18 protein-coding genes are annotated in these 18,606 nt (G+C 65.5%); 6 read left to right on the forward strand and 12 right to left on the reverse strand.

What is annotated here, in order from left to right; translation table 11 throughout:
• A partial coding sequence (locus K1Y73_RS17470) for an NTP transferase domain-containing protein (protein ID WP_225029590.1) occupies positions 1–287 on the reverse strand: 287 nt, incomplete at its 3' end.
• Between K1Y73_RS17470 and K1Y73_RS17475 the strand changes: the two genes are divergently transcribed.
• Positions 286–1,314 carry a DUF2332 domain-containing protein gene (locus tag K1Y73_RS17475; protein WP_225029591.1) on the forward strand — a complete coding sequence of 343 codons (1,029 nt, stop codon included), beginning with the start codon at positions 286–288 and terminating at the stop codon, positions 1,312–1,314. The two genes, K1Y73_RS17470 and K1Y73_RS17475, sit on opposite strands and share 2 nt — an antisense overlap.
• 40 nt (positions 1,315–1,354) lie before the next feature.
• On the opposite strand, the gene K1Y73_RS17480 is transcribed toward K1Y73_RS17475, so the two are convergent.
• Positions 1,355–3,775 (reverse strand): GcvT family protein, encoded by a 2,421-nt coding sequence (locus K1Y73_RS17480; RefSeq protein ID WP_225029592.1) that lies wholly within the window; start codon positions 3,773–3,775, stop codon positions 1,355–1,357.
• A gap of 92 nt (positions 3,776–3,867) precedes the next feature.
• Positions 3,868–4,986 (reverse strand): S1 family peptidase, encoded by a 1,119-nt coding sequence (locus K1Y73_RS17485; protein ID WP_225029593.1) that lies wholly within the window; start codon positions 4,984–4,986, stop codon positions 3,868–3,870.
• Positions 4,987–5,023: 37 nt separating this feature from the next.
• Here K1Y73_RS17485 and K1Y73_RS17490 point away from each other — a divergent pair, with 37 nt between their 5' ends.
• Positions 5,024–6,457 carry a trypsin-like serine peptidase gene (locus K1Y73_RS17490; protein WP_225029594.1) on the forward strand — a complete coding sequence of 478 codons (1,434 nt, stop codon included), beginning with the start codon at positions 5,024–5,026 and terminating at the stop codon, positions 6,455–6,457.
• 1 nt (position 6,458) lies between these two features.
• On the opposite strand, the gene K1Y73_RS17495 is transcribed toward K1Y73_RS17490, so the two are convergent.
• The 7 genes from K1Y73_RS17495 to K1Y73_RS17525 form a co-directional block, all read right to left on the reverse strand.
• Entirely contained in the window at positions 6,459–7,754 is a 1,296-nt protein-coding gene (locus K1Y73_RS17495; protein WP_225029595.1) for a branched-chain amino acid ABC transporter permease, read from the reverse strand.
• A 1-nt stretch (position 7,755) separates the two neighbouring features.
• On the reverse strand, positions 7,756–8,760 hold the full coding sequence (locus K1Y73_RS17500; RefSeq protein ID WP_225029596.1) for a branched-chain amino acid ABC transporter permease: 1,005 nt from the start codon (positions 8,758–8,760) through the stop codon (positions 7,756–7,758).
• Positions 8,760–9,146: a hypothetical protein gene (locus K1Y73_RS17505; RefSeq protein WP_225029597.1), complete on the reverse strand. Its 387-nt coding sequence runs from the start codon at positions 9,144–9,146 to the stop codon at positions 8,760–8,762. Before K1Y73_RS17505 ends, K1Y73_RS17500 begins: the two co-directional genes overlap by 1 nt.
• 2 nt (positions 9,147–9,148) lie before the next feature.
• Positions 9,149–9,862, reverse strand: coding sequence for an ABC transporter ATP-binding protein (locus tag K1Y73_RS17510; protein ID WP_225029598.1), 714 nt, complete (start codon positions 9,860–9,862; stop codon positions 9,149–9,151).
• Positions 9,863–9,866: 4 nt separating this feature from the next.
• A complete protein-coding gene (locus K1Y73_RS17515) occupies positions 9,867–10,481 on the reverse strand; it encodes a hypothetical protein (RefSeq protein WP_225029599.1) in 615 nt (204 codons plus the stop codon).
• Positions 10,478–11,266, reverse strand: a complete 789-nt coding sequence (locus K1Y73_RS17520; protein WP_225029600.1) for an ABC transporter ATP-binding protein — start codon at positions 11,264–11,266, stop codon at positions 10,478–10,480. The genes K1Y73_RS17515 and K1Y73_RS17520 overlap by 4 nt, the downstream gene beginning before the upstream one ends.
• Positions 11,267–11,371: 105 nt before the next feature.
• Complete coding sequence (locus K1Y73_RS17525; RefSeq protein WP_225029601.1) at positions 11,372–12,562, reverse strand: ABC transporter substrate-binding protein; 1,191 nt, start codon at positions 12,560–12,562, stop codon at positions 11,372–11,374.
• 199 nt (positions 12,563–12,761) lie between these two features.
• On the opposite strand from K1Y73_RS17525, the gene K1Y73_RS17530 reads away from it, so the two are divergent.
• Together K1Y73_RS17530 and K1Y73_RS17535 are read left to right on the forward strand one after the other, a co-directional pair.
• Positions 12,762–13,859, forward strand: coding sequence for a PQQ-dependent sugar dehydrogenase (locus tag K1Y73_RS17530; protein WP_225029602.1), 1,098 nt, complete (start codon positions 12,762–12,764; stop codon positions 13,857–13,859).
• Between the two features lie 108 nt (positions 13,860–13,967).
• Positions 13,968–14,384: a DUF805 domain-containing protein gene (locus K1Y73_RS17535; protein ID WP_225029603.1), complete on the forward strand. Its 417-nt coding sequence runs from the start codon at positions 13,968–13,970 to the stop codon at positions 14,382–14,384.
• Positions 14,385–14,408: 24 nt separating this feature from the next.
• Here K1Y73_RS17535 and K1Y73_RS17540 read toward each other — a convergent pair whose 3' ends face one another.
• Positions 14,409–15,431, reverse strand: coding sequence for a GlxA family transcriptional regulator (locus K1Y73_RS17540; protein ID WP_225029604.1), 1,023 nt, complete (start codon positions 15,429–15,431; stop codon positions 14,409–14,411).
• A 222-nt stretch (positions 15,432–15,653) separates the two neighbouring features.
• On the opposite strand from K1Y73_RS17540, the gene K1Y73_RS17545 reads away from it, so the two are divergent.
• Positions 15,654–17,024 (forward strand): class II 3-deoxy-7-phosphoheptulonate synthase, encoded by a 1,371-nt coding sequence (locus K1Y73_RS17545; RefSeq protein ID WP_225029605.1) that lies wholly within the window; start codon positions 15,654–15,656, stop codon positions 17,022–17,024.
• A 72-nt stretch (positions 17,025–17,096) separates the two neighbouring features.
• Here the strand turns inward: K1Y73_RS17545 and K1Y73_RS17550 are convergent, their stop codons facing one another.
• Positions 17,097–17,819, reverse strand: coding sequence for a PAS domain-containing protein (locus K1Y73_RS17550; protein ID WP_225029606.1), 723 nt, complete (start codon positions 17,817–17,819; stop codon positions 17,097–17,099).
• A gap of 238 nt (positions 17,820–18,057) precedes the next feature.
• Here K1Y73_RS17550 and K1Y73_RS17555 point away from each other — a divergent pair.
• On the forward strand, positions 18,058–18,606 hold a 549-nt coding region (locus K1Y73_RS17555), incomplete at its 3' end, for a YicC/YloC family endoribonuclease (protein ID WP_318248255.1).

An 18,606-nucleotide genomic window follows, 5' to 3' on the forward strand; every position in this document is an offset into this window, starting at 1 on the left:
GCCGGCCGATCGGGCGGCAGCACCACAAGCAGCGGCAGGCCGCTGGCCTGGGCCTCGGCCAGCACATGCGCCAGAAGCGGGCGGCCTGCGACCGGCTCGAGCAACTTGTCGGCGCCGCGCATCCGCGACGAGGCGCCGGCGGCCAGGATCAGAATCTGCGGCAGGGCATCGGTCATGCCGGCAGTTTGCCACGGTTTCGCGCCGCGATCACCTTTTGCTGCAAATTGGTCAATCTTATTGACCCATGCTGCGCGGCAATGCAGGATTTCCCTGTCGGGGGTCATCATGCAAGACGTTCTGAAAAATGCTTTCATCGAACAGGCCCTGGCCTGTGACGCCTTGGGATCGGGCTTTACCGCGCGGCTGATGCGCGCCCTGCCCGAGGCGCTGTTGGCCGCACCGCAGCTGATGGCGCGGCTGGGCAGCATTCCGGGCGATCCGGGGCCGCGCGGGGCATCGTTGCCGCTGCGGCTGGCCGGGGGCCTGCATTACCTGCATCTTTCCGGGCAAGAGCCGGCGCTGCAGGCGGCCTGGCCGCCGCAGGGCGATGGCATGCCGGCGCCGCTTTTGCCCGGGGTTCTGGCCCGGCATCAGGCCTGGCTTGCCGATTGGGTGACCCATGCGCCGCAAACGAACGAGGTCGGCCGCAGCGCCGTGCTGATCGCCGGCGCCGCCTGGGTCGCGGCGCGGACCGGCCTGCCGCTGCAGGTCTCGGAACTGGGGGCCAGCGCCGGGCTGAACCTGAATTTCTTCCGCTACGGGCTGCAGGTTGGCGTCGCGGTCTCGGGCGATGCGGCAAGCCCCTTGCTACTGCGCCCCGACTGGCGCGGGCCCGCGCCGCATCCGGGCGCCGTTCCGGTGATCGAGGCGCGCGGCGTCGATCTGAACCCGCTGTCGGCACAGGATGATGCGCTGCGGCTTTTGGCCTATGTCTGGCCCGATCAGGCCGCGCGTCTGGCGCGGATGCGCCAGGCGCTGGAGATTGCCAGGACCCATCCGCCGCAGGTCGACAAGGCCGATGCCGCCGACTGGTTGGAGGCGCGGCTGCAAGCGCCCTGGCCGGGGCGCTGCCATCTGGTCTGCCACACGATCGCGCATCAGTATTTCCCGCCCGCGTCGCAGGCCCGGATCGCGGCTGCCATGGAGCAGGCCGGGGCGCGGGCCAGCGCGCAGGCGCAGCTGGCCTGGCTGGGAATGGAGGGGGATGCGGTGCCGGGCAGCGCCGGCCTGACGCTGCGGCTTTGGCCCGGCGATCAGCGCCTGTCGCTGGGCCGGGCCGGCTATCATGGCCAAAGCGTCGATTGGGCCGGGTGATCCGATGCTTCGCAGATGGATCGAGGCGTGAGGCGGGCCCTCAGGCCCGCATCCGCCCGCCATCGTCCCAGATCGGCGCGAGATGCACCTTTGCGGCGCGCTTTTCGCCCAGGATCTCGATCTCCAGCGCCAGCCCATCCTGCACCCGATCGGCCGGGATGAAGCCCTGTGCCACCGATTTGCCTGTCCAGTGGCTGAACCCTCCGCTGGTGCAGAAGCCGACCACGGCGCCGTCCAGCCAGATCGGCTCCCAGGCCACCACATCGGCATCGGCCGCATCGACCACCATCGTCACCAGCCGGCGCTTTGGCCCGGCGGCTTTCTCGGCCAGGGCCGGGGCCTTGCCGATCCAGTCGGCTTCCTTGTTCCAGGCGATGAAGCGGTCCAGCCCGGTTTCGGCGGGGGTGTAATCGGGCGAGAATTCGCGCCCCCAGCTGCCGAACCACTTGTCCAGCCGCAGGCTCATCATCGCGCGCATGCCGAAGGGCCGGATGCCCAGATCCTTGCCCGCCGCCATCAGCACATCCCACAGATGGCGCACGGAATGGATGTCGCAGAAGATCTCGTAGCCCAGATCGGCGGTGTAGCTGACGCGCTGGACGATGCAATTCGCCATGCCGACGGTCAGTTTCTTCACATCCATGAACCGGAACGCCTGGGCCGAGACATCGGCCCGCGTCACCTTGGCCAGCAGATCGCGCGCGGCGGGGCCGGCGATGGTAAAGCCAGACCGGCTGTCCGAGATGTTTTCCACCGTCACGCCCGGCGCGGCGTGATCGTCGAACCAGCGCTGATGCCAGCCTTGCGCGCCATAGCTGGCGGTCAGCTGGAATTCGGTTTCCGACAGGCAGGAGACGGTGAAATCGCCGATGATCTTGCCCGATTCCGCCAGCATCGGCGTCAGCGACAGCCGCCCGGGCTTGGGGATCCGCCCGGCCATGATCCGGTCCAGCCAGGCCCGCGCGCCGGGGCCTTTCACCAGATATTTGCCGAAATTCTGCAATTCGTTGATGCCCACGCCTTCGCGCAGCGCGCGCACTTCCTGGCGCGTCGCCTCCCAGGCGTTCGAGCGTTTGAAGGTGGGCGTCTCAAGCCGCGACTCGCCGGGCAGGGCGAAGTAATTCACCACTTCCAGCCCGTATTGCTGGCCCCAGACCGCACCCATCCCGTCGAAGACGTCATACATCGGCGTCATGCGGAAGGGCCGCGCGGCCGGGCGTTCCTCGTTCGGATAGGATACGTTGAAGCGCATCTGGTAGTTTTCGATCACCTTCGGCACGGTATAGCCCGGCGAGGTCCAATTGCCGAAGCGGCTGACATCGAAGCCGCGCGGGTCGCGTTCGACCTCGCCCTCGATCATCCATTGCGCCAAGGCCAGGCCCATGCCGCCGCCCTGCGAGAAACCGGCCATGACCGCGCAGGCCGACCAGTAATTGCGCAGGCCCGGGACGGGGCCGATCAGCGGATTGCCATCGGGCGCGAAGGTGAAGGGGCCATGGATCACCCGCTTGACACCCGAACGTTCCAGCACCGGGAAGCGGCGATAGGCGAAGGCGACAGAATCTTCGATCTTGTCGAAATTCTCGTTCAGCAGCTCATGGCCGAAGGTCCAGGGCGTGCCGTCGACCGACCAAGGTTCGCAGGGTTTTTCGTAAAAGCCGATGCAGAAGCCGCGGCCTTCCTGGCGCAGATAGCTTTCGCCGCCCGGATCCATCACATGCGGGAATTCACGGCCGGCTTTCAGGATCTCCATGATCTCGGGCACGTCATCGGTGACCAGATATTGATGCGCCATCGGCAGCAGCGGCAGATAGACCCCCGCCATGGCGCCCACTTCCCGCGCCCAAAGCCCGCCGGCATTGACCAGATGCTCGCAGGTGACGGTGCCCTTTTCGGTCACCACTTCCCAGCCGTCCTTGGTGGGATTGGTTTCCAGTACCCGATTGTGCAGCACGATCTCGGCCCCGCCCATCCGCGCCGCCTTGGCATAGGCATGGGTGGTGCCCGAGGGGTCCAGATGGCCGTCCAGCGGATCGTAAAGCCCACCGATGATGCCTTCGAGGTTCACCATCCCCTCGGTCAGCTTCAGAATCTCTTCGGGCCCGACGATTTCGGTATCCAGGCCCATGTAACGGTGCTTGGCGCGTTCGGCCTTCAGCTGCTCGAACCGGGCGGGGTTGTCGGCCAGCGTCACGCCGCCGACATGGTGCAGCCCGCAGGACAGGCCGGTGATCGCCTCCAGCTCCTTGTACAGGCGGATCGTATAGCCCTGCAGCGCCGCCATATTGGTATCGCCGTTCAGCGTGTGGAACCCCCCCGCGGCATGCCAGGTCGAGCCCGAGGTCAGTTCCGAGCGTTCGATCAGCATGACGTCGGACCAGCCAAGCTTGGTCAGGTGATACAGCACCGAACATCCGACGACGCCGCCGCCGATCACCACCACGCGGGCATGGGTTTTCATGTCAGGGGACTCCCGTTGAAGCTTTGCCGGCAGATTGGCCGGGCAAACCGCGCAGGGCATGAGGTTTTGCGACAGGATATGTCGCAAATGCCTTATAGGGCCAGACCAGTCCCCCGCACGATCCAGTCCAGATACTGACGTAGCTCGACAAACGCGCTGTAGTTCCCAGATTGCCCGCAGATCACCTTGTCGGCATTCGGGTTTGAAATGAAGCTGTTGACACCGAACTGACGCATCTTGCCATCGGCCGCCTGCGCAAGTGTCGGCCCGCCGCTGTCACCCGGACAGATCGAGCTGGGCTTCTGGTGTGTTCCGATGGTTTGCGAGCAAAATGTCAACTTTGCCCCCCCTCCGAGCGCACAGGCAACCGGGTTCTTCAGCAGCCAGAGCGTGCCGACCAGCAAGACATCGCTTGAGGTTCCGGGTGCGATCTGGCCGAAGCCGTAGCTGGTCAGAACAATTCCACCGGCACGGCTGTTCATCGGCGCATCCGCGCGGGTCACCAAGGGCATGGTCTTGTGCGGGACCGGGCTGTCAAGCCGGATCAGCGCAAGGTCATTCACATGATTTCCCCTGGTGAGCCCGTAATTGGAATGGCAATATAGCTTTCCGGTGACGCCTTTCCCGCCCCATTTCTTGGTCTCGTCAAAAAAAACCATGACGCCGCGGGCATTGGCGATTTCATGAACCGGGCGGGTTTCGCTGCGCTTGAACGCGCAATGCGCAGCAGTCAGGACCCATTGCGAACCGATCAGGCTTCCAGTGCAGGTGCCGGCATGAAAGCTTTCCTTGCCAAGCGTCGCTTTCAGTTCTGCATTGTTGCGATCCCAGGTGACAAGAATGGACACGACGCCGTCGCCTTCAGGGGGCACGGCCTCCCTGCCATCCGCGACGCGCTTTTCATTGTCGATCGGGACGCTGCCGATCTCGCCCAGAATCCCGAAAGCAGCAGGAGCGAATGGCTCAAAGACAGGTTCTCCGGGCGCATCGGCAGGCAGGGCCGGGGTGTCCTCTGCCACAGCGACCGCGCCTGAAGGGGCTGACCAAAGCGTTTCGCAGGCAATCAGGCCGGGCCCGATCGGTGCCGATTTTGCAGGTTCTGCCTTGGCGGTAGCAGCGGGCGATTGCGGTTTGGGGTCTGGGCTGGCGGGATCTTCCAGTTGACAGCCAAGAAGAAGCGGCGCGACAATCCAAAGCTTGGCGAGTTTCATGCACGTCACCTTTCACCATGAAAATACGGGGTGTCGAATGCGCTGTGTCGTATCGGTTCCGCTGATCTGCCTGGGTCTTGTCTGCGCGCAGGCTGCGTGGGCGGAAGAGGAAATCCCGCTTGTCTGGACATTGGCGGAAGACGCCTTGATCCCGAATGATTGGCTGTTAGGCAGTCGCGATCAAGCAATTTCTCCGGTATCGCCGTCATTGGGTCTGGTTTTGCCGAAGGGATTGCGGCTTGATCCTGGCGGCCCGGTATCTCTGGCGCCGCCGGAAGGTTCGGCTTCTCTAGATCTGGAATTCTCCATTGTGATGGAGGGCAGAAGGATCCGGATGGAATTCATCGAATCCCCCCCGATGGTGCTTCAGGAGTTCGAAGACCTATACGGAATCGCTGAAAGCTACCGGCCAAGATATCGGGAATTCCTGCTCGATAGTTTTGGATATCAAGGAGTTGATCTTTACCAGGTCTTCTACCGTGATGGCGACATCACCACGTTGATAGAATTCTTCAAGGAGCAAGGCTATATTCTGCCGGGCGACTTCGCGGTGAAGCACATCATCGGCGAAAATGACATTCGATCGGTCCAGACTCTGTTGGATCAGCCCAGCAAGGATATGATCATCCTGCGTCCGCGGGATCTGTCCGAGGATGTGGCAAAGGCCAGGCGGCAGCGCGCGGCGGCGGCGACGGGTGTGTTGGTTCTGGTCGACCCGGAGGTGCATACGATTTTTCGGCAGGACGGGCAGCTAAGCTTTCCGCAGCTGATGACCTACGGCGCCGAGGCGGCTTCGCGCGGAAGATTCTGTGACGCGAAGACCGGGGCCGAGTTGCTGCTGGGGCGTTGCACGGGGGTTCTGGCGCAGGACGATCAGGGCAATAGGCTCTGGGTCACTGCAAAGCATTGTCTTGAGGATTTTCAGGGCGATATGCAGGCGTATCTGGTCTTCGATTTCGACGACTTGGACAGTGGCTACGACAGCGCGGGATCCACGTTCACCTCGGATCTCTGGATCGAGATTTCACCGGCGCAGTTGCGCCTGCACCCGCTGGCCGACATCGCCTATGTCACCGTGCCGGCTGCGGTACAGGGCCTGCCCGAGCCGGTAGAACTGGCCAATGACGCCGTTTTGGCGATCAATGATCCGGTCTATTCCGTCGGCCACCCGCAGGGCAGGCCGAAGAAGGGCATTGCCGGGCTGGAAGTCAGGATTGCGAGCTTCAGCGACACTTTGTTCACCGCCTGGATCGACAATTTCAAAGTCTCCAGCGGATCGCCGGTTTTCGATCTGCGCAGCCGACTTCTGGGCATTCTGGTTCAACAAGAAAAGCCCTTCGATTTCACCACGCTGCACCCTGACCAATCCGCTCCGGGCTGCGTCGGCGAAAAAATCAGCAATGAATCAGACACCGCGCCGCCGCTGATTTTGCGCACGGTGCTGATCGACGAAATCCCGGTGCCAGGCTGAGCTACCTCTCCGGGATCAGTCCCTTCGGCGCGAAGCGCAGCACCAGAAGCAGCACCACGCCCAGCGTCAGCAGCCGCATATGCGCGGCGGTTTCCTGCAGGCGGGTCTTCAGCTCTCCGGGCGGCAGGCTGGCGGTGATCCAGTCCATCAGCTGCGGGCCCAGGAATTCAACCGCCAGATACAGCCAGCCGATCAGCAGCCCGCCCAGCACCGCGCCCCAGTTGTTGCCCGATCCGCCCACGATCACCATCACCCAGACCAGGAAGGTGAAGCGCAGCGGAATGTAGCTTTGCGGGGTCAGCTGCCCCTCCATCGAGGTCATCATCGCCCCCGCCAGCCCGACGACCGCCGCGCCGATGATGAAGATCTGCAGATGGCGGCGCTTCACGTCCTTGCCCATGGCCTCGGCCGCGATCTCATTGTCGCGGATCGCGCGCACCATCCGGCCCCAGGGCGATTTCAGCGCCCGCTCGCACAGCCAGATCAGCCCGACCAGCACCAGGCCGAACATCGCGGCATACATCAGCTTGACCAGAATGGTCGAGGTGCTGACCGGGTCCAGCCCGAAAGAGCCGACCATGTCCAGATAGGCCGGATCCGCCTGCAGGTCGATTTCCCGCGGCACCGGCCAGGGCCGGGGCAGGTCGATCAGGTTCTTCACCCCGCGCGCCAGCCAGTCTTCGTTGCGCATCACCGCGACGATGATTTCGGCGATCCCCAGCGTGGCGATGGCCAGATAATCCTCGCGCAGGCCCAGGGCGATCTTGCCGATCAGCCAGGCCGCCGCAGCCGCAAGGGCCGCGCCGACCGGCCAGGCCCAAAGCGAATTCAGCCCCAGCCCGCCGATATTGCCGGCATGCGAGGGGTTGTTGGTTTCCACCGCCAGCACCGCCGGATCCAGGACGGCGCGATAGATGAAGAAGGCCACCAGCAGGAAGGCGGTCATCGCCAGGGCGCGGGTCCGCGATTTGGGCAGCGCCCGGTACAGCCGCCCCGCCAGCCAGATCGCGAAGCCGGCAAAGACCAGGGCTGCCAGGATCCGCGGTCCGCCCGCCGCCCAGCCCTCGGGCACGGGCTTGCTGGAGACCAAGACGACCGCCAGCCCCCCCAGCGCCACCGAGCCGACGATCCCGGTCGAGAACAGCCCCGCATAGCCCCATTGGATGTTGACCCCGATCGCCATCACCGCCGACAGCAGCGCCAGGTTCAGGATCTGCAGCGACAGGTTCCAGCTTTGCAGAAAGCCCGTCAGCACGAACAGCAGGGCCACGCCCGCGAAAAGCAGCAGATTGCGCATGTTATTTGCCTCCGAAAAGGCCGTTCGGCCGGAACAGCAGCACAAGGATCAGGATGCCGAAGCTGACCGCCACTTTGTAATCGGTCGACAGCGCCTGATACAGCCCGTCGCCCAGCCGGTCGGGTGGCACCAGATAAGACAGGATCTTGCGCCAGGCATTGGTGACCAGCAGTTCGGAAAAGGCCACGATGAAGCCGCCGGCAATGGCCCCCAGCGGAGAGCCCAGCCCACCCACGATGGCGGCGGCGAAGATCGGCATCAAGAGGCCGAAATAGACGAAGACCCGGAAGGACTTGTCCAGCCCGTACAGCGTGCCGGCGATGCAGGCCAGGGTGCCCGCGATCATCCAGGTGATCATCACCACCCGGTCGGGATTGATGCCCGACAGCAGCGCCAGATCCTCGTTATCGGCGAAGGCGCGCATCGACTTGCCGGTGCGGGTCTTCTGCAGGAACCAGAACAGCGCCGCCACGCAGACCAGCGCCACCACGACCGACACCAGCGCCGTGGTCTTGATCGCCAGCGGCTCGGCCAGGCCGGTTGCCGCCTTGAAATCCTGCGGTGACAGCACCATGCGCGCGCCATCGGCAAAGTTCTTCTCGGAGGTGCCGATGATCATCCGCACCAGCCCGTTCATCACGAACATCACCCCGGTCGAGACGATGACTAGGATGATCGGCTTGGCCTTCTGCTTGCGGTAGAAGCGATAGACCAGCCGGTCGGTGCCCAGCACCATGGCGATGGTCACGGCGATGCCCAGGGGCAGGGCCAGAAGCGCGGTGGGCAGCGGCCCGGCCGAGATGCCCATCGACTGGAACCACCAGGTGAACAGGATCACGAAGGCCGTGCCGAAGGCCATCGTGTCGCCATGGGCGAAGTTGGAAAACCGCAGGACGCCGAAGATCAGCGTGATCCCCAGCGCCCCCAGCGCCAATTGGCTGCCATAGGCCAGGCCCGGCACGACGATGAAATTCAGGAAGGCCACCAGGGCATTCAGCGCGTCCATCAGCCCTTGGCCTCCGTGCAAATCATCATCTCGCGCAGGCTTTCGCTCCAGCCGTTGACGCCTTCGATCAGCAGATCGCCGCCGCCATCGGGCGACAGGAACAGCACACCATAAAGTTTGGCGCCAGGCTGGCCGCCATAGACCAGATCGCCGCCCGAGCTGCGATCCAGCGCCACCAGCACATGTCGGCCGCCCTGGGTTTCAAGGGAAAAGCCGGTCTCGGTCTGGGTCGCGGCAAAGTGGCGCTCGGTGCCGGTGCAGCTGCCATCGCTGCAGGCGAAGCCGACCTTGCAGGTCAGATCGCGCGCGCCCGCCGCGGCAGGCAGCGCCATTGCCGCGGCCAGACCGGTGAAAAGCGCGGGGGCGTGGAGGAAAGCAAAGTGCATCCTCAGCCCCCCAGAAAGCTGCGACGCACATCGGGGTCGGCCAGCAGCGCGTGCCCGGTGTCGGTGTAGCGGTTCGATCCCTGGACCAGCACATAGCCCTTATGGGCGATCTCCAGCGCCTGGCGGGCATTCTGTTCGACCATCAGGATCGAGATGCCGCTGCGGGCGATCTCGATGATCCGGTCGAACAATTCGTCCATCACGATGGGCGACACGCCGGCGGTGGGTTCATCCAGCATCAAGACCTTGGGCCGCGTCATCAGCGCGCGCCCGACCGCCACCTGCTGGCGCTGCCCGCCCGACAATTCGCCCGCCTTCTGCCAGCGCTTTTCGCGCAGGACCGGGAACAGATGATAGACCTGCTCCATCGTCTCGGCGATCTGGTCGTCTTCGCGGATGAAGGCGCCCATTTCCAGGTTTTCCTGCACCGTCATCGTGGTGAAGATGTTGTGGGTCTGCGGCACGAAGCCCATGCCCTTGCGCACCCGCGCCTGCGGCGCCAGCGCGGTGATGTCCTCGCCCGCCAGCCGCACCGTGCCCTGGCGCAGCTTCAGCATGCCGAAGACCGCCTTCATCGCGGTGGATTTCCCCGCGCCATTCGGGCCCACGATCACCGCGATCTCGCCCTTTTCGACGGCCAGCGTGCAGGAATGCAGGATATCGGCGGCCCCATAGCCGCCCGTCATGTTCTCGCCGATCAGAAAGGGCTCAGCCATGCGCCTAGTCCAACGAATAGCGGATGAGACCCAGAAACTGATCATGCAAGGCCCGGTCCGCATCGGTCGGGCTGGCCGCGATCACATAGGTCATGGCCTGCAGCAGCGTGGTGTCGCCCAGGACATAAGTATTGAAAAAGACCACCTTCATTCCCTGCGTGGTGACTTGATAGACCAAAGTATGGGCCGGGTGCCCATCGACCAGACTGTCGAACTGGTCGATCTGGACCGGAGTGCCGCCCGAAAGCATCTCGGCATTCTGCAGCAGAAGCCCGGGCAACAACTCGTCGGTCAAACCGACATTGCGGCCGATCGCTTCTTCGATGAACTGGCCGTAATGGGTATCGTCATAGCGATAGGCAGCCTGGATTTCAGATGAAGCCGGGCGGGTGGGGCGCCAGACGCTTTCCGGCCCACAGAATTGCAGGCGGGTATTCACGGTCTTGCAGCCCGCATCACCCGGAGGTTTGGTTTCGAACTCCCAGGTCTGGTTGTTGAACAGCAGAACGGTCTTGCCCTCGACCATAGCCTTGCCGACCACCTGCTGCGCGCTTGCGGGCGCTGACAGCGCCAGGACAAGCGCCGGTACAGCCGCCCAGAGACAGCGATTGCGCGTCATGCCTGATGCTCCTTCACGATCTTGTTCTTCAGCCCGGTGCCCAGATAGGCCTCGATCACCCGCTCGTCGTTGCGCACCTCGTCGACCGTGCCTTCGGCCAGCACCTTGCCCTCGGCCATGCAGATCACCGGGTCGCAGAAGCGGCCGATGAAATCCATGTCATGCTCGATCACGCAGAACGTATAACCGCGTTCGCGGTTCAGCCGCACGATCGCCTCGCCGATCGTGTTCAGCAGCGTGCGGTTCACCCCGGCGCCGACCTCGTCGAGAAAGACGATCTTGGCATCGACCATCATCGTCCGGCCCAGTTCCAGAAGCTTCTTCTGCCCGCCCGAGATATTGGCGGCCTTCTCGTCGGCCAGATGGGCGATGGTCAGGAACTCCAGCACCTCATCGGCCCGGGCGCGGACGCGCGCCTCTTCCTCGGCCACGGCCGCGCGGCGGAACAGCGCGTTCCACAGCGTCTCGCCCGACTGGCCGGCCGGCACCATCATCAGGTTTTCGCGCACCGTCATCGAGCCGAATTCATGCGCGATCTGGAAGGTCCGCAGCAGGCCCTTGGCGAACAGCGCATGCGGGGGCAGGCCGGTGATATCCTCGTCGCCCATGAAGACCCGGCCCGATGTGGGCGGCAGGCGTCCGGCGATGACGTTGAACAGCGTGGATTTGCCCGCCCCGTTCGGACCGATCAGGCCGGTGATCGTGCCCTTCCTGATCTGCAGGCTTGCGCCGTCAACGGCGCGAAATCCGCCGAAATGGCGGTGCAGGTTTTCAACCCTGATCATGGCGTCCCCAGAATGCCGGTCCCGGATCTTTTGCCCGGCGGCTTGTTGTTTGCATCCGGCCCGGGCGATGACCCGGGCCGGAAGTCGTGCAGGCCCGAGGCCCGCTTAGTGATATTTGACGGTCTCGACCTTGCCGTCCTTGATCACGATCTCGCGGTAGCGGCCGGCGGCCTCGCCCGGTTCGATCATCTCGACGCCGGTCGCGCCCTGATAATCCACATCCTTGCCTTCCGAGATCAGCTTCAGCGCCTTGCCCAGCTCGCCGGGATTGATCTTCTCGCCGGGCGCATTGGCGACTTCCATGATCTTGTCCTTGTAGACCTTGGGGTCGGTCGACCCCGCAGCCTGCATGGCCAGGATGAACAGCGCCGCGGCATCGTAGGATTCCGACGCATAGGCGGTGGTGCTGTCGAAGGGCGTCGGCAGCGCGGCCGCGATGTCCTTCAGGATCGTGTTGCCTTCGGCATCCGAAGCGGCGATGTCGCCGAACGAGCCGTCCAGCGCCGGGCCGATCGCTTCGGGCAGCGAGTCGCCGATCATGCCGCCGGGCAGGTAGAAGGTCGAGAAGGCGCCGGTATCCAGGGCTGCCTGGATGATGCCCTTGCCGCCCTGATCCAGATAGCCCGCGACGACCAGAACCTCGCCGCCGGCCGAGGCCAGCGCCGCGACTTCGGCCGAATAGTCGGCCTTGCCGTCTTCATGGCTGGCATTGATCGTGACGCTGCCTCCTTTTTCCTTGAAGTACTTCTCGATGAATTCCGATTCACCCTTGCCGAAGTCGTTGTTCGTGTAGGTGATCGCGACCGATTTCACGCCCTTCTCGACCAGGATGTCGGCGGCGACTTCGCCTTCGCGCGCATCCGACGGCGCGGTGCGGAAGAACAGGCCGTTATCCTCGTCCTGGCTCAGCGCGGGCGAGGTGGCCGAGGGCGAGATCATCACCATGCCATTGGGCATCGCCACATTGGTCAGCACCGCGCGGGTCACGCCCGAGCAGTCGGCGCCCACGATGCCATTCACGGCATCCGAGGTGATCAGACGTTCGGCGGCGGCGGTGGCGGCCGAGGCGTCGCCGCAGGTCGAGTCGGCGCGGACCGGAACGAAGCTCCAGCCATTGGCAACCGCGCCCGAGGCATTGGCTTCGGCCATCGCCAGTTCGGCCGCGGCGGCCATGTTCGGCGTCAGCGATTCGATCGGGCCGGTGAAGCCGATCAGGATGCCCAGCTTGACGTCCTCGGCGCCGGCGGCGCCCGCCATCAACGCGCAGGACGAAGCGGCCAGCAGCAGTTTTTTCATTCCCTGTCTCCCTTATTGGATCGCAATCCTGTGAAAACCCTAGAGGGGCCTCTGCGAAAAGAAAAGCGCCTTGAAGCCGCGCCTGTGGCGGATTCCCTTGGGTAAATTCACCGTCAGATCGGGCAGATCGGGCCCCTTGGCCTTGGGATCGCGGCGGCCACACCCCAGATCGACAGCAGACCGGCGAAAGGACGAACCGATGCGCAACGCCCTGCTTCTGTGCCTGACCCTTGCCCCCCTGGCCGCCACGGCGGGCGAGATCGACAGTTCGGCCGGACCGATGGCGATCACGCCGGTCGCGACCGGCCTGGACGAACCCTGGGGCCTGGCCTTCCTGCCCGGGGGCGGGTTTCTGGTCACCGAACGCGGCGGCCAGCTTTGGTGGATCACCGAGGCCGGCCGTGTCGCGGTCTCGGGCCTGCCAAAGGTCTTTGCCGAGGGGCAGGGCGGGCTTCTGGACGTGATGGTGCCGGCGGATTTCGCCGCCTCGCGCGAGATCTGGCTCAGCTATGCGGCGCCGGTTCCGGGCGGGGCGGCGACGGCGGCGGGGCATGGGCGGCTGACCGAAGACGGGCGGCTGGACGGTTTCACCCCGGTCTTTCAGGCCGAAGCGGCGCCGGGCGGGCGGCATTTCGGGGCGCGTCTGGTCGAGGCCGCGGATGGCGCGGTCTTCCTGACCACGGGCGAGCGCGGCACCGGCCCCGGCGGGCAAGAGGCGCAGGACCCGTCCAACGCGCTTGGCAAGGTGATCCGGCTTGCCCGCGATGGCAGCCCGGGCGTGCAGGTTGAAGGCTGGCGGGCCGGGGTCTGGTCGGTCGGGCATCGCAACATCCAGGGCGCGGCGCTGGATCTGGGCGGCCGGCTCTTGACCGTCGAGCATGGCGCCCAGGGCGGCGACGAGGTGAACGCGCCCGCGCAGGGCCGGAATTACGGCTGGCCGGTGATCTCCTACGGGGTGAATTACGGCGGCGGGCCGATTGGCGAGGGCACGGCCAAGGACGGGATGGAGCAGCCGCTGCATGTCTGGGACCCGTCCATCGCGCCCTCGGGGCTGATGGTCTATTCCGGCGCGCTGGTGCCGGACTGGCGCGGCGATGTCTTTACCGGATCGCTGAACAGCGATTTCCTGGCGCGGCTCGACCCCGAGACGCCCGCCCCCACCGGCTGGGCCGAGGAGCGGCTTGCCGCGCCCGAAACCGGCCGCGTGCGCGACGTGGCCGAGGCGCCGGACGGGTCGATCTGGTTCCTGTCGGTCAGCGATGGCGCGGTCTACCGGCTGGCGCCGGTGGGGCGATAGGGCGGAAGGCCCGGCCCCTGCGAATCCGCGGCACCGCGATCCCGCTTCGCGGTGGGGCCGCGATCTGCTAGGCTTCCCGCACCCTTTCGGAAAGGGGCGGAGGACAAGATGGGTTTTCTTGAAGCCGTCAAACATGTCTACGGAAATTATCTCAGCTTCCAGGGCCGCGCGCGGCGGTCGGAATACTGGTGGTGGGTGCTGTTCAACATCCTCGCCATGGTGCTGATCGCCATGATCGAGCTGACCCTCGGGCTCGGCCGGGGGATGATGATGGCGGGCGAGGGGATGATGTCGGCCAGCTACTCTGGCGGGCCGCTGAGCCTGATCTGGGCGCTGATCAACTTTCTGCCCGGCCTGGCGGTCGGAGTGCGCCGGTTGCATGACACCGACAAATCCGGCTGGTGGCTGCTGATCGGGCTGGTGCCGCTGGTCGGGGCGATCGTGCTGCTGGTGTTCTTCTGTTCGCGCGGAACGGCCGGGCCCAACCGCTTTGGCGCCGACCCCTTGGCGGAACGGCTGGCCTGATCGCGGCCGCCGGGCGGGCGCCTGTCAGATCGACAGGCGCACCGCCAGGGCGCCCGGAATGCCCTGTGTCCCACGCTCGCGATAGGGCGTGGTGTTGTAATGGCTGCGATAGCATTTCGAGAAATGCGACGGGCTGGCAAAGCCGCAGGCCAGCGCGACATTGATCACGCTCATATCGGTCTGCATCAGCAGGTTGCGCGCCTTTTGCAGCCGCAACTCCATGTAATAGCGCTTGGGGCTGCGGTTCAGGTAGCGGCGGAACAGCCGCTCCAGCTGGCGGGTCGACATGCCCACTTCCTCGGCCAGATCGGCAGGCGACATCGGATCCTCGATATTGCCCTCCATCATCTGGATGACCTGGGACAATTTCGGATGCCGCACGCCGATCCGGGTCGGGATCGACAGGCGCTGGGTGTCCTGATCGGTGCGGATGGTGGAATAGATCAGCTGATCGGCCACGGTATTGGCGACATCCTCGCCATGATCGGCGGCGATCACCTTCAGCATAAGGTCCAGCGACGAGGTGCCCCCCGCCGTGCTCCAGCGGTTGCCATCCATCACGAAGACCGATTTCGTCAGCCGGACCTCTTCGAATTCCTCAAGGAATCCGTCCTGGTTTTCCCAGTGGATCGTCGCCTTCTTGCCATCCAGCAGCCCCGCCCGCGCCAGCGCATAAGACCCGGTACACAGCCCGCCCACCGTCACCCCGCGCCGCGCCTCGCGCCGCAGCCAGTTCAGCACGCTGCGCGTCGTGGCCCGCTGTACGTCGATGCCGCCGCAGACCAGCAGCACATCGTCGCGCTCGATCTCATCAAGGCCCATGTCCAGCTTGAACGAGGCGCCATTGGAACAGGTCGCCGTCTCGCCGCCTTCGCCAGCCAGCGCCCAGGTGTAGATCGTCTTGCCGGCCACGCGGTTGGCGATGCGCAAAGGCTCGATCGCCGAGGCGAAGGCCAGCATGGTGAAGCGGTCTAGCAACAGGAAGATGAAGCGGCGCGGCGCATGGGCAACGGTGGCATGGGCGGCCTTGCGCTCGGGGAGGGGCATGATTTGCGACCTGGCTTGTCGTTTGTTGGCATTGAGGCTCATATTTTACAACTGTGCAAGGGGCGAAAGCGGCGGTTCGGTGTCGGGAATGATCACGTCCTGTTGCAACCTGTTGCAGCCGTCGTCGCAACCGGGCAAAGCCCTTTGCATCTGTGCCGGTCCGCCTGTATAGGGCGGTTCCGTTACCGCAAACGATCCCGGAGGGGGGTCGGGGAGGGTGTTATGACCAAGGGCTGGACCAAATCCGACTGGCGCGCCAAGCCGCGCATCCAGATGCCGGATTATCCCGATCAGGCCGCGCTGGCCGCGGCCGAGACGCAATTGGCGAAGTATCCGCCGCTGGTCTTTGCCGGCGAAGCGCGCCGGTTGAAGGACAAGCTGGCGCTGGCCGCCCAGGGCAAGGCCTTCCTGCTGCAGGGCGGCGATTGCGCCGAAAGCTTTGCCGAATTCAGCGCCGACAACATCCGCGACACGTTCCGGGTGATGCTGCAGATGGCCGTCGTGCTGACCTTTGCCGCCAAGGTTCCGGTGATCAAGGTCGGGCGCATGGCCGGCCAGTTCGCCAAGCCGCGCTCGGCCCCGACCGAGGTGATCAACGGCGTCGAACTGCCCAGCTACAAGGGCGACATCATCAACGGCTTCGACCCGACGCCTGCGGCGCGGATGCCCGATCCGCAGCGGATGCTGCAGGCCTATACCCAGGCCGCGGCCAGTCTGAACCTGCTGCGCGCCTTCTCGACCGGCGGTTTCGCCGATATCCACCGGGTCCATGCCTGGACGCTGGGCTTTGCCGAGCATGACAAGGCGGAACGCTATCGCGAATTGTCGAACCGGATCTCGGACGCGCTTGATTTCATGAACGCGGCCGGCGTCACCTCGACCACCGCGCCGGAACTGGCCAGCGTCGATTTCTACACCAGCCATGAAGCGCTGCTCTTGGAATATGAAGAGGCGCTGTGCCGGATCGATTCCATCACCGGCCAGCCGGTGGCGGGCTCGGGCCACATGATCTGGATCGGCGACCGCACCCGCCAGCCCGATGGCGCGCATGTCGAATTCTGCCGCGGTGTGCTGAACCCGATCGGGCTGAAATGCGGGCCCTCGACCACGGCCGAGGATCTGAAAGTGCTGATGGCCAAGCTGAACCCGGAAAACGAACCGGGCCGGCTGACGCTGATCGCGCGCTTCGGCGCGGGCAAGGTGGGCGATCACCTGCCGCGGCTGATCAAGACGGTGCAAGAGGAAGGCGCCAGCGTGGTCTGGTCCTGTGATCCGATGCATGGCAACACGATCAAATCCTCGTCGGGCTACAAGACCCGGCCCTTCGATTCCGTGCTGCGCGAAGTGCGCGAATTCTTCGCGATCCATCAGGCCGAGGGCACCGTGCCCGCGGGCGTGCATTTCGAGATGACGGGCCGCGACGTGACCGAATGCACCGGCGGCCTGCGCGCGGTGAAGGATGAAGACCTGTCCGACCGCTACCACACCGCTTGCGATCCGCGGCTGAATGCCAGCCAGGCGCTGGAACTGGCCTTCCTGGTGGCCGAAGAGCTGACCCGTCAGCGCGACGACGCCCGGCGCGTGGCGCTGTAAGGGCCGGGCTCGACATCTAAAAGGCGCCGGTCCCCTGCGGGGCCGGCGCCTTTTTCATTGCGGCGGGCAGCTCTAGTCGGCGGAATGGACCAGCCGCAGATGCGGGCGCCCCTTGATCGGCCGGGAAACCGCCTGCGGCGGCAACGGCAATGGCAGCAGTTCGGGGGCGGGGGCCGGCGCCTCGGCAAAGGCGGGGATCAGCGCCGGCTCTGGCGCCAGGGCTTGCGGCATCGGCGCATCGCCGGCCAGGATCAGCCGCTCCTCGACCGCGCGGGCGATGGCAAAGCGGCGGGGCGCGCGGCCGATCTGCCCCTCGGTCGCCAGACAGCCCAGCACCAGATCGCATTTCCCCCCGACCGAACGCAGCGGCAGCAGCAGAAGCCGCGCCGCCAGCGCCGGCCGGCCGATCGTGCGCTCGGCCTCAAGATGCAGTTCGGCCGCCACGGGCAGGGTGAAGACCCGCTCGATCACCTCCGCCAGCCGGGCGCGCGCCTCGGGCAGGAACAGCGTCGAGAGCGGCAGGCCCTTCATGTCCAGCCCGGCCAGATCCGTCAGCCCCATGCCGGAAATCCGCATGCGGATCAGCCCGGTGCCGATCCGTTCGGCGATGAAGACCTGGTCCAGCGCTGGCGCCAGGCCGCGCGGGTCGATGTCGCTGCGGGCGGGCAGGCCGCCCTGGGCGTCGCGCAGCCCTTCCCAATAGGCGCGCAGCACCTGCAGGGGGCGCCAGGCCTCGGGTCGTTGCGCCGCCCGCTCGGTGCCGCTGCCCTTGCCTCCGAAAAATGTCAGAACCATCCGATCTCTCCCGAGCCGTTGCCGCCGAACCCACCCCGGCCGTGTTGCCGCGCCGCGCCCGCTCTGCTAGGCCGGACCAGGCGCCGTGGCTGGCGCGGCGTCCGGCCGTGATGGCGGGATTAAGGCGACGGTAATCAAGATTGCCATGAAATGAACATAATCCCGTTTCGCGCGGATTCGGACGAAAATCTCTACAAATGGTAAATTCTCGCCGCGGTTGAGATCAGGAGCAGGTGCAGTGACAATCTCGATGACGGGTTTCGCAACCCGACGCAATTCCGGGGCCGGTTATGGCTGGATCTGGGATATCCGTTCGGTCAACGGCAAGGGGCTGGATCTGCGGATGCGGGTGCCCGACTGGGTGGACGGGCTGGAACTGGCGCTGCGGGCCGAGCTGCAGAAGGCGTTGGGGCGCGGCAATGTCAGCCTGTCGCTAAAGGTCTCGCGCGAGACGGGCGGGGCCGAGGCGCTGCGGCTGAACCCGCAGATCCTGGGCGGCGTGCTGCAGGCTTTGGCCGAGGTCGAGGGGGCTGCCATGGCCGCGGGCGTGACGCTGGCCCAACCCACGGCGGCCGATGTGCTGGGCATGCGCGGTGTGCTGGAACAGGGCGCCGCCGATGAAGACACGGGCCCGCTGCGCGCGGCCATTCTGGCCGACCTGCCGGGGCTTCTGGCCGATTTCCATGCCATGCGCGAGGCCGAGGGCGCCGCCCTGGCCCAGGTGATCGGTGCCCAGATCGACCAGATCGGCGCGCTGGCCGGCGCGGCGCGGGCCCGTGCCGAGGCG

The sequence above is a fragment of the Xinfangfangia pollutisoli genome (assembly GCF_020179405.1).
Lineage (GTDB): Bacteria > Pseudomonadota > Alphaproteobacteria > Rhodobacterales > Rhodobacteraceae > Pseudogemmobacter > Pseudogemmobacter pollutisoli.

Bases quoted from the DNA above. Each gene is read 5' to 3' on its own strand.
- K1Y73_RS17475 (WP_225029591.1), top strand. From the start codon at position 286: ATGCAAGACGTTCTGAAAAATGCTTTCATCGAACAGGCCCTGGCCTGT.
- K1Y73_RS17480 (WP_225029592.1), bottom strand. From the start codon at position 3,775: ATGAAAACCCATGCCCGCGTGGTGGTGATCGGCGGCGGCGTCGTCGGA.
- K1Y73_RS17485 (WP_225029593.1), bottom strand. From the start codon at position 4,986: ATGAAACTCGCCAAGCTTTGGATTGTCGCGCCGCTTCTTCTTGGCTGT.
- K1Y73_RS17490 (WP_225029594.1), top strand. From the start codon at position 5,024: ATGCGCTGTGTCGTATCGGTTCCGCTGATCTGCCTGGGTCTTGTCTGC.
- K1Y73_RS17495 (WP_225029595.1), bottom strand. From the start codon at position 7,754: ATGCGCAATCTGCTGCTTTTCGCGGGCGTGGCCCTGCTGTTCGTGCTG.
- K1Y73_RS17500 (WP_225029596.1), bottom strand. From the start codon at position 8,760: ATGGACGCGCTGAATGCCCTGGTGGCCTTCCTGAATTTCATCGTCGTG.
- K1Y73_RS17505 (WP_225029597.1), bottom strand. From the start codon at position 9,146: ATGCACTTTGCTTTCCTCCACGCCCCCGCGCTTTTCACCGGTCTGGCC.
- K1Y73_RS17510 (WP_225029598.1), bottom strand. From the start codon at position 9,862: ATGGCTGAGCCCTTTCTGATCGGCGAGAACATGACGGGCGGCTATGGG.
- K1Y73_RS17515 (WP_225029599.1), bottom strand. From the start codon at position 10,481: ATGACGCGCAATCGCTGTCTCTGGGCGGCTGTACCGGCGCTTGTCCTG.
- K1Y73_RS17520 (WP_225029600.1), bottom strand. From the start codon at position 11,266: ATGATCAGGGTTGAAAACCTGCACCGCCATTTCGGCGGATTTCGCGCC.
- K1Y73_RS17525 (WP_225029601.1), bottom strand. From the start codon at position 12,562: ATGAAAAAACTGCTGCTGGCCGCTTCGTCCTGCGCGTTGATGGCGGGC.
- K1Y73_RS17530 (WP_225029602.1), top strand. From the start codon at position 12,762: ATGCGCAACGCCCTGCTTCTGTGCCTGACCCTTGCCCCCCTGGCCGCC.
- K1Y73_RS17535 (WP_225029603.1), top strand. From the start codon at position 13,968: ATGGGTTTTCTTGAAGCCGTCAAACATGTCTACGGAAATTATCTCAGC.
- K1Y73_RS17540 (WP_225029604.1), bottom strand. From the start codon at position 15,431: ATGCCCCTCCCCGAGCGCAAGGCCGCCCATGCCACCGTTGCCCATGCG.
- K1Y73_RS17545 (WP_225029605.1), top strand. From the start codon at position 15,654: ATGACCAAGGGCTGGACCAAATCCGACTGGCGCGCCAAGCCGCGCATC.
- K1Y73_RS17550 (WP_225029606.1), bottom strand. From the start codon at position 17,819: ATGGTTCTGACATTTTTCGGAGGCAAGGGCAGCGGCACCGAGCGGGCG.